This window comes from Anatilimnocola aggregata, assembly GCF_007747655.1.
GTDB lineage: Bacteria > Planctomycetota > Planctomycetia > Pirellulales > Pirellulaceae > Anatilimnocola > Anatilimnocola aggregata.
Genome location: NZ_CP036274.1, coordinates 3,460,309 through 3,475,854, shown reverse-complemented (window position 1 = coordinate 3,475,854; position 15,546 = coordinate 3,460,309). Strand labels below are relative to the sequence as shown.

16 protein-coding genes are annotated in these 15,546 nt (G+C 56.9%); 9 read left to right on the top strand and 7 right to left on the bottom strand.

What is annotated here, in order from left to right; genetic code table 11:
- Positions 1 to 18: 18 nt before the first annotated feature.
- Positions 19 to 915: a bifunctional DNA-formamidopyrimidine glycosylase/DNA-(apurinic or apyrimidinic site) lyase gene (mutM, locus tag ETAA8_RS13230; protein ID WP_145088677.1), complete on the bottom strand. Its 897-nt coding sequence runs from the start codon at positions 913 to 915 to the stop codon at positions 19 to 21.
- A gap of 259 nt (positions 916 to 1,174) precedes the next feature.
- Here mutM and ETAA8_RS13225 point away from each other — a divergent pair, with 259 nt between their 5' ends.
- From ETAA8_RS13225 to ETAA8_RS13195, 7 genes are all read left to right on the top strand, one after another.
- Positions 1,175 to 1,420 carry a hypothetical protein gene (locus ETAA8_RS13225; protein ID WP_145088675.1) on the top strand — a complete coding sequence of 82 codons (246 nt, stop codon included), beginning with the start codon at positions 1,175 to 1,177 and terminating at the stop codon, positions 1,418 to 1,420.
- A gap of 26 nt (positions 1,421 to 1,446) precedes the next feature.
- Positions 1,447 to 1,857, top strand: a complete 411-nt coding sequence (locus ETAA8_RS13220; protein ID WP_202921808.1) for an HNH endonuclease — start codon at positions 1,447 to 1,449, stop codon at positions 1,855 to 1,857.
- 114 nt (positions 1,858 to 1,971) lie between these two features.
- Complete coding sequence (trpB, locus tag ETAA8_RS13215) at positions 1,972 to 3,174, top strand: tryptophan synthase subunit beta (protein WP_145088671.1); 1,203 nt, start codon at positions 1,972 to 1,974, stop codon at positions 3,172 to 3,174.
- A 68-nt stretch (positions 3,175 to 3,242) separates the two neighbouring features.
- On the top strand, positions 3,243 to 4,043 hold the full coding sequence (trpA, locus tag ETAA8_RS13210) for a tryptophan synthase subunit alpha (protein ID WP_145088669.1): 801 nt from the start codon (positions 3,243 to 3,245) through the stop codon (positions 4,041 to 4,043).
- A 268-nt stretch (positions 4,044 to 4,311) separates the two neighbouring features.
- Positions 4,312 to 4,848: a hypothetical protein gene (locus ETAA8_RS13205; RefSeq protein WP_145088667.1), complete on the top strand. Its 537-nt coding sequence runs from the start codon at positions 4,312 to 4,314 to the stop codon at positions 4,846 to 4,848.
- Positions 4,849 to 4,932: 84 nt separating this feature from the next.
- Positions 4,933 to 5,445, top strand: coding sequence for a Uma2 family endonuclease (locus tag ETAA8_RS13200; protein WP_238397750.1), 513 nt, complete (start codon positions 4,933 to 4,935; stop codon positions 5,443 to 5,445).
- 242 nt (positions 5,446 to 5,687) lie between these two features.
- A complete protein-coding gene (locus tag ETAA8_RS13195; RefSeq protein ID WP_145088663.1) occupies positions 5,688 to 6,881 on the top strand; it encodes a hypothetical protein in 1,194 nt (397 codons plus the stop codon).
- A gap of 28 nt (positions 6,882 to 6,909) precedes the next feature.
- Here ETAA8_RS13195 and ETAA8_RS13190 read toward each other — a convergent pair whose 3' ends face one another.
- The 6 genes from ETAA8_RS13190 to aspS form a co-directional block, all read right to left on the bottom strand.
- Positions 6,910 to 7,959, bottom strand: a complete 1,050-nt coding sequence (locus tag ETAA8_RS13190; protein WP_145088661.1) for a linear amide C-N hydrolase — start codon at positions 7,957 to 7,959, stop codon at positions 6,910 to 6,912.
- A gap of 198 nt (positions 7,960 to 8,157) precedes the next feature.
- Positions 8,158 to 8,649, bottom strand: coding sequence for a hypothetical protein (locus tag ETAA8_RS13185; RefSeq protein WP_145088659.1), 492 nt, complete (start codon positions 8,647 to 8,649; stop codon positions 8,158 to 8,160).
- An 85-nt stretch (positions 8,650 to 8,734) separates the two neighbouring features.
- Positions 8,735 to 9,463, bottom strand: coding sequence for a Uma2 family endonuclease (locus ETAA8_RS13180; protein ID WP_145088657.1), 729 nt, complete (start codon positions 9,461 to 9,463; stop codon positions 8,735 to 8,737).
- A gap of 159 nt (positions 9,464 to 9,622) precedes the next feature.
- A complete protein-coding gene (locus ETAA8_RS13175; RefSeq protein WP_145088655.1) occupies positions 9,623 to 10,081 on the bottom strand; it encodes a hypothetical protein in 459 nt (152 codons plus the stop codon).
- Between the two features lie 42 nt (positions 10,082 to 10,123).
- Entirely contained in the window at positions 10,124 to 10,486 is a 363-nt protein-coding gene (locus tag ETAA8_RS13170) for a hypothetical protein (protein ID WP_145088653.1), read from the bottom strand.
- 70 nt (positions 10,487 to 10,556) lie between these two features.
- Entirely contained in the window at positions 10,557 to 12,332 is a 1,776-nt protein-coding gene (gene aspS, locus ETAA8_RS13165; protein WP_145088651.1) for an aspartate--tRNA ligase, read from the bottom strand.
- Positions 12,333 to 12,680: 348 nt separating this feature from the next.
- Here aspS and ETAA8_RS13160 point away from each other — a divergent pair, with 348 nt between their 5' ends.
- Positions 12,681 to 12,950 carry a hypothetical protein gene (locus tag ETAA8_RS13160; protein ID WP_145088648.1) on the top strand — a complete coding sequence of 90 codons (270 nt, stop codon included), beginning with the start codon at positions 12,681 to 12,683 and terminating at the stop codon, positions 12,948 to 12,950.
- Between the two features lie 248 nt (positions 12,951 to 13,198).
- On the top strand, positions 13,199 to 15,541 hold the full coding sequence (locus tag ETAA8_RS13155; RefSeq protein ID WP_145088646.1) for an NPCBM/NEW2 domain-containing protein: 2,343 nt from the start codon (positions 13,199 to 13,201) through the stop codon (positions 15,539 to 15,541).
- Positions 15,542 to 15,546: the final 5 nt, after the last annotated feature.

Below are 15,546 nucleotides of genomic sequence, written 5' to 3'. Positions count from 1 at the left end.
ATGATGCCAGCACTGGGCCTACGAGCGCTTGGGCTTTCGCGATTTCACCAGTGCATTCGGATTGATCGTCAGCTTTCGCTTCTGAGGCTGACAAACGGGGCAGAAGAAAGTCGCTCGCTGGGCCTGTACGATGCGGATGATGGTCTGCGTGCTGCATTGAACGCACGGTTCGCCAGCGCGGTCGTAGACGCGATGCTGATTTTGGTATCCGCCCGCTTTATTCAAAGCATTGCGATAGGTCCCGTCAGACAGGGTCGAGCCTTCGTGCTCGATCGCCAAGTGCAGCACCTCAAGCAGCCGGCGATGGACTTCTTGCCAATCCTCCACTTTCAGATTTCGGCACGCTTTGGCCGGATGAATGCCGGCAAGATGCAGGATTTCGGACGCATACAGATTGCCGACGCCGGCGACCGCTTTTTGATCGAGGAGCGCCACCTTGATCGCCCGCTGGCTGCTCCCTAATCGCTGCTGCAATTCCTCGGGCGAGATGACAAGTGCATCAGGCCCCAGCTTATTGCCAATCAATTCAGCCGCCAGCTTGTCATTGGCAACGAGGCGGACACTCCCCAGCCCGCGACGATCCCAGTAATAGACAGAACGAATCGGGCAGCCGGTCAAGTCGAGCCGAAATCGCAGATGCTCCTGCGACGGCGGATCAGCCACCAGCACCAGTCCAGTCATCCGTGGTTCGAACACCAGCGACACGTCGCCGCTCAATCTGACGACCACTCGCTTTCCCAATCGATCAATGGCCTGAACCTTTTTTCCTTTTATTGCCTCAGCTAATTCGTTGGCCGCCGGTTCCATGCGAATCGGCTTGCGAGGGGAGGGGAGGGCAGCAGCGCCCCGGACCTTGGCACCGACAATCCCCAATATCCCGCGACGCATCGTTTCGACTTCAGGCAATTCGGGCATTGGGGTGGCGTTCGATTGTTGGAAGTGCTTGGCGAGTTACGTTTCATTCTACCGCTTGGTCTCCTTCCCGACTCAAGGAGGTCAGAGGTCAGGAGACGGCGGTCGGAAAAGGCGGTATTAAGCATGTGGAAATCAGACTACGACAGGAAAGCGACTTTTCCGCCCACAAAGACCATGCCAGCTAGTCGCTGCGGAAATACCGCGAGACATATGATAAACTATTGGTTGGATAAACGAGTTCCTCCGGATAACGTGCCAAATGGTTGACTCAGGTGAAATGCTGAAGGGCCTAAGTGATGCAGAACTTGCCGCGCTGGCAGATGGCTTGCTCGCACCCAGCGCGCAGACCCGTCTGAATGGTTTGCTGAGTGGAAACAGCGAAGGTCGACTATCACCTGACGAGCTACTCGAACTGGACTTCCTCTTGGCGAGAGTCGACCAGCTTAACATTCTGAAAACACGAGCTCGCTTCACGCTCCGCCAACAAGCAACTGGGACGCACTAATCTTGAGCGGCTATGTTCCGTTGGAAATGCGTAGGCAAATTCGCGAACACTATGGCGGGTGCTGCGCTTATTGCCGATCGGCCGAAGATTTGACTGTCTCGATCTTCGAAATCGAACACATTGAACCTCGCGCAGCGGGCGGACTAACCAAGTTCGAGAATCTTTGTTTCGCCTGCCCCACTTGCAATCGCTACAAGGCCGATCGTTTGATGGCGGAAGATCCGCAAAGCCGGGCGGCGGTAAAACCGTTTCATCCTCAGCGAGACCGTTGGGAAGATCACTTCGGTTGGAGTGTCGACTCTGCTGAAATCTTAGCCTTGACGCCCTGTGGCCGAGCCAAGATTGAATTGCTGCGAATGAACCGCTCACAACTCGTTCGAGTGCGCCGACTGTGGGTCGAAATGGGAGAACACCCACCGACCTTCCGAACTTTTTAGACTGCAACGTCTCGTTCTTCCTGCCAACACTTCCCACCCCTCACCTTGTCACCGCGCCACCGCGTAACGACAATTGATTGTTTGCTTCCGCCACGTCATCCGTAGTTCCAGCTCATGAGCACTGTTTCTCCACTCCAGTCAGTTCCCGATGCCGCGGGCCGCTTTGGCTCGTTCGGCGGCCGCTATGTTCCCGAAACGCTGACTCGGGCCCTGGATGAACTGACGGCCGAGTATGCCAAGGCCCAGCAAGACCCAGCGTTTCAAGCGGAGCTTGACGACCTGTTCAAGAACTTCGTGGGACGACCTTCGCCGCTCTATTTTGCGAAGCGACTGACGCAGCGCTGCAAAGGTGCCCAGATTTGGCTCAAGCGCGAGGATTTGAATCACACCGGTGCTCACAAGATCAACAACACGCTCGGCCAGGCGCTGCTGACCATGCGGATGAAAAAGAAACGGGTGATCGCCGAAACCGGGGCCGGCCAGCATGGTGTCGCCACTGCGACCGCCTGTGCTCACTTTGGCATTCCCTGCGTTGTTTACATGGGCGAAGAGGATATTCGCCGCCAGGCCCCGAACGTAAACAGCATGAAGTTGCTCGGGGCTGAAGTTCGCCCGGTGACGAGCGGTTCACGCACGCTACGGGACGCGATTAACGAAGCGATGCGGGACTGGATGTCGTCGGTCGATACGACGCACTATATTCTCGGCTCGGTCGTCGGACCGCACCCTTTTCCTCGTATCGTCCGCGACTTTCAGTCGGTGATTGGCCGCGAAACGCGAGTTCAGTCGCTTGAGCGGCTAGGTCGCTTGCCCGATTGCGTCGTCGCCTGCGTGGGCGGGGGCAGCAATGCTGCGGGCATGTTCTATCCATTCGTCGGTGACTCGACCGTCAAGCTGATTGGTGTGGAGGCTGGCGGTCGCAGTTCGCGTCCTGGCGATCATGCCTCGCCGCTGAGTTACGGTTCGCCAGGCATTCTGCACGGCAGCTTTAGCTATGTGATGCAGGACGAAGATGGCCAAACCTGCGATGTTCACTCAATCTCGGCGGGACTCGACTATCCTGGCGTGGGCCCCGAACACAGCTATTGGAAAGACGCGGGCCGCGTGACCTACACCGCCTGCGAAGACGACGATGCCCTCCGCGGCTTCGATGCCCTCGCCCAGTGCGAAGGCATTCTTCCCGCGCTTGAAAGCTCGCACGCCATTGCCTTCGCCATGAAGCATGCGGCCACGATGAAGCCCGATCAAACGCTGGTCGTCTGCCTCTCCGGCCGTGGCGACAAAGACGCAGCGGAAATTGCCCGGCTGCGAGGGTAGTAACCTCGCTTCCCCAAGGCCACGCCGCGAACCACCTGTACATCCAGCCGCTTAGAACTCACCTGCTCATGACCAAAATCGACGATCTCTTTTCGCAGCTTCGCACTTCGGGCAAGAAGGCGCTCATGCCGTTCGTGACGGCCGGCGATCCCGACCTGCAATTTACGGCCGATGTGATTCGCGAACTCGACCGCCGCGGCTGCACTATGTGCGAAGTGGGCATTCCCTATAGCGATCCAATCGCCGATGGGCCGGTGATTCAGGCTTCGTATACCCGGGCCTTAGCGCACAAGATCAAGGTGCAGCAGATCCTGGCGATGCTCGGCAAAGTCTCCAGCGAAGTGAAGATGCCAATCGTGACCATGGTCAGCTTTGCGATCATTCACCGCTATGGACCGGAAAAGTTTGTCGCCGATGCCAAAGCTGCCGGCGTGTGCGGGGCCATAGTGCCCGATTTGCTCGTCGAAGAGGCCGACAGGTTCTCGGCGATTTGCAAAGCAGCGGATTTCAACTTGATCGAATTGGTCACTCCTACGACACCGCGCGAACGGGCCCTGCGAATCGCGAATTCCAGCACGGGATTCTTGTACTACGTCTCGATCGCGGGGATCACCGGCGAGCGGACTCAACTGCCGCCTGACTTGGTCGAGAACGTCGGCTGGCTCAAATCGCAGACCAAGCTGCCGATCTGCATTGGCTTCGGCATCAGCCAGCCCGAGCACGTGAAGTTGCTCGCGCCGGTTTCGGACGGGCTCATCGTCGGCTCGGCAATTGTGCGCCGGGTGGCGGAAGCCGCAACTCGCCCTCGCGGCGAGGTTTTGAAGGAAGTGGGCGAATACGTGTCTACTCTACTTGCCGCACTCGCTTAAGTCGCGGCACGCTGCTTGCAAGCACTAGGAATAACGGCATTTCCGAAAATCGCCCTGTTCACGCGAAATAAATCGAGCTTGACCTTTCTGAAGTGCCGAAAGTAGAGTTAGGAAGATAGGTTTCATCAGCTGCCTGAGCGGCTACCGACGACCCCACGTGGCGTCTGGAACGAAACCGGGCGATCGTTCCACACCTTTCCGCCACGCGAGTGGCCGTCCCAGCGACAGCTTGGGTCGGACTTTCACTCTGCGGGAAAGGTGTTTCAACATGACGGACTTCGCTCGCCCCTCGACAATCGAACGCTATTTTTCTGGACTCTGCGAGTATATCTTTCAGACTCGCCTCGGCGTCGTTGACCCGCCGCTGATCGACTACCTCAGCGAAATGCTGCTGCGGTTTGTACGCACCGAGACGATGCACCGGGTTCGCAACCTGTCTGGTCGCCCCGCGGTCGAAGTGGTGGACATGCTGTCCGAAGCCGAGAACCGCATCGGGCTTGCCAAGCGCGAAGTTCATCGGCACATCGGCGACGTGACCCTCTTCTGGACCGGCGTCTATCCCGAGTCACTGCGCGAACTGCGCTCCGTCGAGAAGAAAGACTTCTTCATCGACTACTGCTCGCATGGGAAGAAGGCTTACTACATCGCCAGCACGATTAAGACCGATCGCACCGAAGACACTCCCGACCAGGTTCTGCAACAACTCAGCACCCGCTTTGAAATGTGCGCCTTCGGCCTAGGTGAAGTCCGCCGCGAATGGGAACGCCGCGACGATGCGGAAGGTAGAATCCTGCTGACGGAGTAATGGTAAGGCAGAAGTTAGAAGGCAGAATGCAGAAATGAAAGACTGCTGAGTTGCGGTTCTTGCCAGCCGGTTTATGCTATGGAAATGACGGCAGCACTCAAACTCACGCTCGTTTCCCCGGAGGATTATCTCGTCACCGAGATCGATTCTCTGGTGCGCAGAGAGTACGTCGCGGGCAGAGTCTACGCGATGACCGGCGGCACGAATAACCACGCCCGAATCGTACGCAATGTCTTCCGCTCACTCGATTCCGCTCTGGGAAGCAAAGGCCCTTGCGAAGCTCACTCGGCTGAAACAAAAGTTCGGATTCGCAACAAGCGCGACACCCGCTTCTACTATCCCGACGCATCCGTAATTTGCGAACAAAACCCCGGTAGTGATTACTTCCAAGACCGTCCCGTATTTATTGCCGAAGTGCTATCGCCAACGACACGCCGCTTGGATGATGGCGAAAAACGCGATGCCTACCTGACGATTCCTTCGCTGCAATATTACTTGCTCGTGGAACAAGATAGCCCGGATGTGGTGCTCTACACTCGAACCGAAACAGGCTTTGATCGACGGATTATTTATCAGCGGGCTCGATCAGCAAATTGAACTTCCGGAGCTTGGGATTTCTCTATCGCTGGCGGAAGTTTTCGCCCGCGTCTCTTTCGTTCCCGAATCGTAGTTGTCGACTTCACCGCTAGCAATCAGACCGCGGAAGATAGGGAAGCCAAGTGGACTCTCCCTCAAGCAGCAATGTTGCTGGGGATTCCGCCTGTGATGGTCGAACCAATTCTGTGGGTATCACCTGTACGGATTGTGCCGCAGGTATCGAACGAAGCGGAATTGCCATCATGCTTGCATCTCGTCCTCAAGCCTTGCGATTGATCGTGGCTCTGGCTGCAATTGTGCTGCCATTGGTCATGAGTTCAGCCGCAGTTGCCCAGTACGAAGGGCGGCCCGTGGCGCAGCCTTATTTCGATTTTCCCAATTGGGCCCGCTGGTCGAATTGCCGGCCGCATCCGCTGATCTGGCAGTTCGATCCCTTCGTGCCTTATGCCCAAGGAGATTGTCAGTCGTGCCTGGATGGCAGCCAAGGCTGTCCGCCGCCGAGCAACTCCTGCGTGGAGAATTTTGTCGCCCACCGTCCGAATGGCATCTACGCCATCGCCGACTTCGCGCCGCTCACCTACGACCCGAATCACAACGTCGAGATTGCCCGCATCGGTGCTGCCGGCGCCACAGCGCTCAGCACTGGCGATATTGGTTACGAATTTGATGCCGGAGCGAGGACGACCATTGGCTATACCTACTCGCCGTGCCTCCGGATCGAAGGAACCTATTTCGGTTCCTACTCATGGGACGACACGGCGGCAATCCGCAGCGCCGTAGGTGACTTGAACACCATCCTTTCCAATTTCGCTGACGCACCTGGGTTGGACGACAACGACCTTGTCTCGCTCGGCCAGTTCGCCACGTTTAATAGCCAGGAAGTAAACCTTCGCTATTGGATTGACGTACCACCAGGCCCATTCGACGTCTCGCTCACCCTTGGTGCTCGGCATGTTGTCGCCCGCGAGCGACTGGCTTTCCGCTCGGAATCAACCGGTACCATCGCGAACGACCTGAACGTCGCTACTGACAACGACATGTGGGGCGGACAAATTGGCTTTCAAATTGCCTGGCTCCAAAGTTCACACGTTTGGCTCGAGTTCGACGCCAAGGGGGCAATGTTCAACAACAACGCCAGCCAAACCTCGCTCTACACCAATACCGACGCTGGCAATGTTGTCACGGTCTTTCCAACCGCTCGCGAGCAACAACGAACCTCGTGGATGGGTGATATCGCTGCGGTGTACAACATCCAATTCCGCCCGGGTCTGGTGCTGCGACTCGGCTATCAGGCCGTCTTCCTCAACGGCATTGCCCTTTCCGCAGACAACATTCAGCGCGACAACACGATTCTTCGCGCTGGCCCGGCACAACTCGACGACCGTGGCGAAGTCGTCTATCACGGACCCGTCATCGGTCTGATGTGGAATCGGTAAGCCGCGTTGGTGCTCTGTGCTATTCGAATCAGAATGGTGCCTTCTCAAGCTTTTGGAACTTCGCCGTCACATCTCCCGAAAGCTCAATGCTGTCGGGATTCAGTGTCATTACGGCTGAACCTGGCACCAGATCAAACTTCGAAAGATCAGCCCAGATCACGTTGGGACTGGTCGTTAGTTCGAAGAAGTAACGCAGGTCCGTGAGATTCATCACGGTGCGATATTCAGTGTTGTAGATGCCGAAACCTTTATAGGGCGCGCCGAACGGCACCGATACATTCCGGGCAATGGCCAGCACGCTGGCCACGGCTTCGCGCTCGTTCTTTGGTTCCGGCAGCATTGCCGAGTAGTAGGCGGCGCGCTGAAAACGATCAACGGGATTGACGTTGCCCGGCAACGGCATGGTGCTGCTGGGCTTCGAGAAGTCTTGCTTCTTGAGTAGCGCCAGTTGTTCGTCATACGTCGGATCATTGGTCATGAGCGTGTATTGCCGACCGTGGTGAACTACTGGTTTGCCGCCGATATATTCGATAATCGCGGAGTCGCCGCTGGCGTCTTCAATCGCCAGATGCACATTAGCCTTGTGCCCATGCGCCTCAGCCATAACCACTTGAACACCCTCCAGCAACTTTAGCGCTTCGTTCACGTTAGCGGCATTGTCAAGCAAGTATTGGCCCCACAATCCGGCATGCACCGCCGGCCGGCTGATGTCTCGAGCGCCGAAGTCACAGGCATTCAGATACAACATGTGAACGCCGAGCCCCTTTTCGTTGAAGCCATCCGCGGCCCCAATCCCATAGATGGTTGTCACCAGGCTGCCGTACTTCGAGGTCCATTGGGCCGCGTTCTCTTTCACCACCACTTCCGCACCAACTCGGCCCCCATCGCGAGCCAGGCCGCGAGGAAACACGGTCAACATTGGCAGCGTCGATTCTGGCCAATCCATTGTCCGACTAACCACTACCGCCACCTTGTTCTTATTCCACAGAATGCGCGAACAGGTGTGGCCTGGAGTGGCAAGCAACAGGCCAATCAACAAGGCGAGGATCGTCTGGCTAGCATAACGAGAACGCTTCATGTGAGACTCACTGGTTCTTTGGATTTAGAGCAAACTAGGGGGCCAAGTCGACGGCGAACATAGCCTTGTGCGGCGTTGCAGCGCAAGTATAGGTCACTGGCGCACATCTCTTCCGCAGTTCGCAATGAGGGTTTTCCGCACTGCATGGTAGCCCGCTAGAGATTGCCCCAGCGGGCTGCTGCCCCCTAAAGCCGCAAGTCACTCGGCCCGTTCTAAGTCTCGCAGCATCTGGCGAATGGCGCCCAGGTGATAGGCCGCGTGCCCCGCACTGGCAAAGCAGCCGGTGAAACTGATTTCGTCCCACTGCTGATTCGTGGTCACGATGTCAATGACGTCATTGGCTGTCCGTTCCAACTTGTCGATGAGTTCTGCCCACTCAGAGTCACTTACTTGCACTAACTTCCAAGCGACATTCCAATCAGCATGGGCAAAGGCCGTTTGGTCACCACGCATCGCGCGGTTGACTATATCCAGACCATAGAGCACATGATTGGCGTGGGAGACGATCGGCTTACCTCCAGCGCGCGGCGACGTCGACGCTTTCTTCGCCGACAGAAACTTGAGCGTATCGACCAGGCCAGGCTCGCCTTGATTGATGATGTAAGCGGCCTGCTTATCGGCCCGCAGCATCGTTTCTGAGAGCAACGTTCGCAGGCTGTTGGATACGAGAGTTGCCAGATCGGCTGACATCAGATCACCTCACACAAACGAGATATTTTTGACGCCGAAGCATCGTAGTCCGCACGCTGCAATCGAGAAAGTAGTTCGGTAGGCTTTACTTCTCGCGAGCCTGATCGGCCAATCGCTGCACGAACAGTTGATGCTCTGGCGATGCAAGACCTTGGCGTAGTACGGATTCGACGCGCGCTTGATCTCCGTTAAGCATCGCGTTTACCTCGAGCCAAAGGCCTGGAAAGGCAGCGCTCCTTAGAATGCCATCTGCACCGGGCATTTGCCGCACAAACTTACCATCGACGAGTTTGAACCAATCAATGGCTCGTTCCCAGGTGCGCCAGACGATATATTCTTGCACGCCGTTGCGCCGGTAAACTTCGAGTTTCTCGTGCAGGTCGTAACTGACGCTGGAAGCAGCGATCTCGGTCACCAATTCCGGCGCACCTTCGATAAACTTGTCGTCGCTTGTCCGTGACTGACCGCCGTGACTTGGCAGAACGCGCAGGTACACATCGGGCTGCGGCTCATTCTTCGCGTCTAGGCGCACCGACGCATTATCGCCACCCTGTGTGCCTGGCGTACTCCACCGATAGGCACCTAGCCACGTGATGAACTCGAAGTGCGGAACTCCATGCCCGTCGGCAGAAACTGGCGGAGTCATGATGTAGACGATTCCTTCGACTAGCTCAGCCTTTGTGTTCCTGGGCATCGCCCGATAACGCCGCTCAAACTCATCGCGCGTAAGTCGATCGCCCGATTGCAACGGCGGCACATGCTCAAACGCCGGAATGATCGGCGAAATCAGAGAATTGGTTGAGGCGGTGGACATTTGGTAGTTCCGTTGCAAATGCGCAGGACTCTCATCATTATATGTCAAATCGAGGACGCCCCGGAAGACGCTTGTCATCTCGACCATGCAGTGCTTTAGCGCGACTCCCGCTCCTGAATCATTTAGAACGAATCTGGGCACAGGCCCTAACGACCGGTTTCACGAAGGGTTGGACCACTTCACTCGCAGGTAGCCGCAGATTGCGAAGTAGATCACAATCGCCGAGCCAACAGACACAAACACCAAGATGAACGGCCAGTCTTCAGCAAGTCGCGATGGTTCTTTGAAGAGGAGTTCCACGAGATTGGCAACAATACCGAAGGCAGTAACCACCGCGCCGCCGAGGTTAAAGCCTCCGATTACGCGCTCAGCGGACTTGGATCCGCCGAAGTACGCCAAGCATTCACCAATCTCGTAGGCCAAAATCGGTCCTACGAATAGGACTGAAAAGATGGTCCCCAGGGTCCACTCGTCCTGAAAGGGGGCACTTAGGCCAGCGGTAATGAAGAGTGCCGCTACCAAAGAGTTCAGGCAAAAGAACACGCCTCGCAGAACGGCTAAGCCTGGCGTGGAAATTTTCTGGTTCGTTGCGACCGGTGACTCGTAAGGGTTGATCATGGTGCAATATCACTGGCGATCATTGCATCGCTGCTTCACTCGTCAGGATTGTCGCGGCACATTATGAACTGAGTCCCAATACGCTTCGATCGTTTTCGAACCGCACGCACCCGGATGAATCTGCATGGTCCGCCGCCATTTCTCAACTTGCTGATCGTCGAGAATGACATTCGGTTTCGGCAAGAATCCAGCAAAACAACTTTCGATGCCGAGTTCCGTGGCCACTTCGCGAGAATAGTCCGCGCCACCCGAACTCCAGCAATACAAAATTGCTCCTTGACGTGCCAAAGCGATAACGTGCTGAGCGACGCCGCTAACAGGTATGCGTTTGGAGCCGGCTGTGCGAATGAGCGTGTCATCCACGTCAACGTAGACCACCAGAGGCGATGCGGAACTGGCCGTCATCCGTGGTCCTTTCCGATGCAGTGAAGCCTAGCCCGTCGGGCTAGGATTTTGTTGATCGCACCTTGAGTACTTATTTCGTGTCATTCGTCGCAATTCGAATCCCCAACTCGCGCAGTTGCTTGTTGTCGACCAGGTTTGGCGCTTCGGTCATCAAGTCGGTGGCCTTCTGGGTTTTGGGGAAAGCAATCACTTCGCGAATACTGTCGAGTTGGCCGAAGAGCATGACGACGCGGTCGATGCCGAGGGCGATGCCGCCGTGGGGTGGCGCGCCCATTTGCAGCGCGTCGAGTAGGAAGCCAAAGCGGTTCTTGGCCGTTTCGGCATCGATGCCGAGCAGCCCGAAGACTTTGCTCTGCGTGGCGCTATCGTGGATACGAATCGTGCCGCCGCCCGCTTCGCTGCCGTTGATGACCAGGTCGTAAGCGACCGCGCGGGCTTTGCCGGGGTCGGTTTCAAGCATCGGAATGTCTTGCGGACGAGGCGCGGTGAAGGGATGGTGCATGCTGTTCCACCGCTTCTCTTCGGCGTCGTATTCGAACATTGGGAACTCAACGATCCACGAAAAGCTGTAGCTCTTCGGGTCGTACAACTTGAGATCGACGCCCACCTTCTTGCGCAGGTTGTGCAAGGCCTTGCAGCTGATGGCCCACGTGTCGGCGACAAAGAACAACAGGTCGCCGGGCTTGCCTTGCATGCGTTGAGCGAAACCAGCGAGTTGCTCTTCGGTGAAATTCTTGCTAATCGGCGACCAGAGTTTGCCGTCTGGCTCGACGCGGAACCAAGCGAGTCCTTTTGCTTCGAACTGCTTGACGAACTCGGTGAGCTCGTCGATCAGTTTGCGCGAGTAGAACGCAGCGCCCCCCGGAGCATTGATGCCGCGAACCTTCTTGCCCGCTTCAGCCGTTTCTTTGAAGACGCGGAAGTCGCTCTTGGCGGCGAGGTCGGTGCAGTCGATCAGTTCGCAGCCGTAACGCAGGTCGGGCGCGTCGTGGCCGAAGCGTTCCATGGCTTCGTCCCAAGTCATGTGCGGCAGCGGCAGTTGCAGATCCATGCCGAGGAACTTCTTCGCCATCCGCTTCATCAACCCGTCGATCATGTTGATGACGTCGTGATGCGTGACGAACGACATTTCCAAGTCAAGCTGCGTGAACTCAGGCTGGCGATCGGCCCGCAGGTCTTCGTCGCGGAAGCAGCGGGCGACCTGCACATAGCGGTCGTAGCCGGCGACCATGAGAATCTGCTTGTACAACTGCGGCGATTGCGGCAGCGCGTAGAATTGCCCGTTATGGACGCGGCTGGGAACCAAGTAGTCGCGGGCTCCTTCGGGTGTACTGCGACCCAGGATGGGCGTTTCGACATCGAGAAAATCGTTGTCGGCGAAGTAATTTCGCATCTCGAGAATGATGTCGTTCCGCAGCTTGAGCGTGCGTTGCATCTCGGGACGGCGGAGGTCCAGATAACGATACTTCAGACGCAGGTCTTCGCCGGGCAGATCGGCCTGCGTAGGATTGAACGGGGCGTTGTTCGACTTGTTCAGCAATTCGAGCGAGGTGACGCGGATTTCAATTTCGCCGGTGCCGATCTTTTGATTGATCGTTCCTTCCGGCCGCTTCGCCACGGTGCCGACGACCTTGATCACATCCTCGCCGCGAATCTTGCGAGAATCTTCAAGCTGGGCCGCTCCACCTTCGGGAGCAAAGACGACCTGGGTCTTGCCGTAGCGGTCGCGCAGGTCGATGAACAGAGTGCCACCGTGGTCGCGGGCGGTGTCGACCCAACCACACAGGGTGACTTGTTGACCAACATGTTCTGCCCGCAATTGCCCGCAAGTATGAGTCCGCAGCAAAGGAACCTCCCCGTCTCTGGTACGATCGAAATATGGTTGGCGGCAGCGAGTTACGCCCAAAGAGCTGCCGGCTGTCGTTGTTCGGTGCATCGATCCAGCGGTCGCTGAAAATCGAATCCGCCAGTGTAGTTGTTGCAGCCGGTGGCGCGAAGGTTCGGAGCGAGAGCAATTGGAAAGCCGGCCCAGTTTTGGTCTAAGCATAGTGACGCCTGCCAAAAACCGGCGCAACTTTAATTTCAGCAAGGGCTTACGGGCAGTCGACACAGCCTCACCCGCATCGAAACCGCGACCAGATTCTTTCGTTGGTTGCGCTTGTACATTGCGCGCTGTCAGCTAAGAATCAGAGGTATGAAGCCTAGCCAAGAACTGATCGACGATATCTATCGCGAGCGGATCGAGCGCGCGCGTCGAACGCCGATGGAAGAGAAGATGTTCGACGGGCTTAAGCTGTTTGCGGATGCCTGCGAATGGGCTCGAGTTGGTCTGCGGGCTCGGTTTCCCAACGAGAGTGAAGAGCAGATCGAATATCGTTTGCGAGCGCAACTTGACCGGCTGAAAGCGATTGAACCCAACGCATGGACTATCATCCCTACGTCCGAAGCGTCATTGATGCTTTGATCGCCGCGAACGTTCCCTACGGCGAGTCAGCGAAGTTAGCCTCGATTGGCCCTACATTGAAGGATGGGCAGAGCAACACGGGACACAACCGCTGCTTCGAGAGATCTGCAACAGCATTCCCAAGGGCTAGCCGCTCATCAGATTTGCCCCCCTTTTCCCGCAGCAATTCCCGCAGGCTTCAGTTAGAATTCACCTACCTCTCCTGCCCCTTCCTAGATCGATTTCCGTCTCGTCATGGATGCTGACCAATGCCTATTGGTTCGTTCAATCGGTTGCTTTGCGCCGCGCTGCTTGTTTTGCTCGTTAGCGCTGGACTATCCGCTACCGAGACAGCAGCTGCCGAGAAAGGGGAGAGCGCTCGGTTCTCGTTGCATTTTCGCAGTGGCGAACACGTGGCAGCGAATGACTTAGAGGCCTGGCCGATCACTGGCAGCAGCACAAATTCGAAGTTGGGTCGGCGTGATCTCTTCGCCAAAGACAACCCGGTGCGGCTGATTCGCGATCACGAGGCCAAGATCGAACTGCGAGTGCCGCTCGTGATCATGGCCAATGGCGATGTGATCACTGGCTTGCCACGGCAGTTGGTCGCAACCGATGGCCGCCAAGGTCAATTGCAGCAAGTCCGCTTGCAACTTGATTCGCCTCTGATGCCCGTCGATGGCACTGGCGTCAGCGTACGAACCGATCGCGTGCAGCGAATCATCGGGCAGGAATCGAGACAGCGACGCCCGGCACCAGAACCCGGCACGGTGGTGCTGCTCGATGGCCGCGAGCTCAAAGGAAGCAGCATTCGCTGGCAAGAGTACGGACTGTCGATCTTGACCGATGACGGCATCGTGCAAGCTGAGTTCACGGATCTGGCCGATGTCGTTTTTCCGCAGGTCGATCAATTGGCAGCCGTGGTCGAAGATAGCTTGGGCGCAGGGAGCATGACCGGACCAGCGATCATGCGTCTTGCCATTAACAGTGGTGCCGTACTTACCGGGGCTCGAGTTTCGCGAGAGGTGGAGCGCATTCGCTCGCGGAAAGGTTCCACGGTCGAGGTGATGTACTACGTACAGCCGGCCTGGAGTTCACACCCCATCGCAATCCCCGAGAGCGAGATTGCCTGGATTGGTTATCGCCAATCCAGCGAGATTCCGCTCTCGTTGCTCCCTGCAGAAACGCACGTCAACCAACGGTTGATTGGTAAGCCCCAAACCTGGCTCAGAAACCGTTCGCACACGGGGCCAATGGCTGCTTCTGGCAGACTGGAGTCTGATTTAGGTCTGGCAACTCATTCGATCAGCCAGATCGTATTTAAGTTGCCCGCAGGTGCTGCATCGCTGTCGACGACCGTCGGTCTCGACCGCAGTGCCGGCAATGGTGGTTGCGTTCGTTGTCGCATTGCCGAATGGGATGCAAGCGCACGCCAGCCAGGAACCACGCTCTGGGATAGTGGCATCTTGCAGGGAAGTGACGGCCCAAAATCGACCGGTGCGGTGAATGTGCAATCGCTGGCCAACATCGTCCTGATTACGGACGACGCGCACGACGAGCGACCTGCCGGTGCCGATCCACTCGATATTCGTGATGCTGTTTGTTGGCTCGCCCCTCTCGTCGAAATAGATCCGCAGTACTTGCGTCGACCAGAAGCAGTCGCCCAAAGCCTGCCTGGCCTGAACGTTTGGCAGCAACAAAGTGAAGACTGGTCCCGAGTCTCCGTGGGCGAGCGTTGGAGCGAAGCAGCCGATCGCTGGGAAGCGGTTCTTTCGATTCCCGCGAACACCAAATTGCAGTTGCGTCGAACGGCCAAAATTACGTCACTGGGCGATGTGCTGGAAATGGTGACCGCTGTTTCGCGCAATCCAACCGAACAGCAACTGGAATTGAGAGTGAACGACCAGGTGGTGGAGTGGTTGACGAGTGAAGATCGCGAAGCGATGGCCACGCGCCACGAGAAATATGTCCAGCCCTGGATTCGCCGCAACAACCGATTTAGCGACATGCGCGAAGAACTCATGTCCGACACACTGGCCTACTGGTGGGACTTGCAAGAGTTTCGCGGTCGCGAAGTCACTCTCGACCTAACTCTGAGCGCGGGCTCACGCGAGGTAAAACTTGTCTGGCAAGATTGTTCGCTCCGCTCGGCAATTGGCAATTTGCCCGCTAGTGGTGAATTGCCAAAGGTCGATGTCAAATTGACGGAAGCAACCTTGGCTCATAGCTCGCTCCCACACAATCGCTATGCCTTTCGAGATTTGATGCCCTATCGCGGCAAAGATGCACAGCCCATTCGCTTTCTGGGCCAGGTTCGTACCGGTGGTTATGGGATGGTTCGCAATTCCCAACTCACCTTCGAACTCAAGCCCGAGTATCGTAAGTTTGTCGCTGTCGTGGGGAGTTGCTATCACACGTCGGGCGCGTTGCGCGTCATGGTCGATGGCAAGGTGCTGTGGGAACGACCAAAAATGAACTCGCTGCGCCCTGCCGAGTTGATTGAATTGCCCCTGCCAGCAGACGCCAAACAGCTGACGCTCATCAACGGTGTCGATGGCATTTACGAAAGTGCTGCTGCCTGGACAGACGCAGGCTTCATCGTTGCCAAGTAGCAGTG

Excerpts from the sequence above, each read along its gene's own strand:
- mutM (WP_145088677.1), bottom strand. The coding sequence starts at position 915 with ATGCCCGAATTGCCTGAAGTCGAAACGATGCGTCGCGGGATATTGGGG.
- ETAA8_RS13225 (WP_145088675.1), top strand. The coding sequence starts at position 1,175 with ATGGTTGACTCAGGTGAAATGCTGAAGGGCCTAAGTGATGCAGAACTT.
- ETAA8_RS13220 (WP_202921808.1), top strand. The coding sequence starts at position 1,447 with ATGCGTAGGCAAATTCGCGAACACTATGGCGGGTGCTGCGCTTATTGC.
- trpB (WP_145088671.1), top strand. The coding sequence starts at position 1,972 with ATGAGCACTGTTTCTCCACTCCAGTCAGTTCCCGATGCCGCGGGCCGC.
- trpA (WP_145088669.1), top strand. The coding sequence starts at position 3,243 with ATGACCAAAATCGACGATCTCTTTTCGCAGCTTCGCACTTCGGGCAAG.
- ETAA8_RS13205 (WP_145088667.1), top strand. The coding sequence starts at position 4,312 with ATGACGGACTTCGCTCGCCCCTCGACAATCGAACGCTATTTTTCTGGA.
- ETAA8_RS13200 (WP_238397750.1), top strand. The coding sequence starts at position 4,933 with ATGACGGCAGCACTCAAACTCACGCTCGTTTCCCCGGAGGATTATCTC.
- ETAA8_RS13195 (WP_145088663.1), top strand. The coding sequence starts at position 5,688 with ATGCTTGCATCTCGTCCTCAAGCCTTGCGATTGATCGTGGCTCTGGCT.
- ETAA8_RS13190 (WP_145088661.1), bottom strand. The coding sequence starts at position 7,959 with ATGAAGCGTTCTCGTTATGCTAGCCAGACGATCCTCGCCTTGTTGATT.
- ETAA8_RS13185 (WP_145088659.1), bottom strand. The coding sequence starts at position 8,649 with ATGTCAGCCGATCTGGCAACTCTCGTATCCAACAGCCTGCGAACGTTG.
- ETAA8_RS13180 (WP_145088657.1), bottom strand. The coding sequence starts at position 9,463 with ATGTCCACCGCCTCAACCAATTCTCTGATTTCGCCGATCATTCCGGCG.
- ETAA8_RS13175 (WP_145088655.1), bottom strand. The coding sequence starts at position 10,081 with ATGATCAACCCTTACGAGTCACCGGTCGCAACGAACCAGAAAATTTCC.
- ETAA8_RS13170 (WP_145088653.1), bottom strand. The coding sequence starts at position 10,486 with ATGACGGCCAGTTCCGCATCGCCTCTGGTGGTCTACGTTGACGTGGAT.
- ETAA8_RS13160 (WP_145088648.1), top strand. The coding sequence starts at position 12,681 with ATGAAGCCTAGCCAAGAACTGATCGACGATATCTATCGCGAGCGGATC.
- ETAA8_RS13155 (WP_145088646.1), top strand. The coding sequence starts at position 13,199 with ATGCCTATTGGTTCGTTCAATCGGTTGCTTTGCGCCGCGCTGCTTGTT.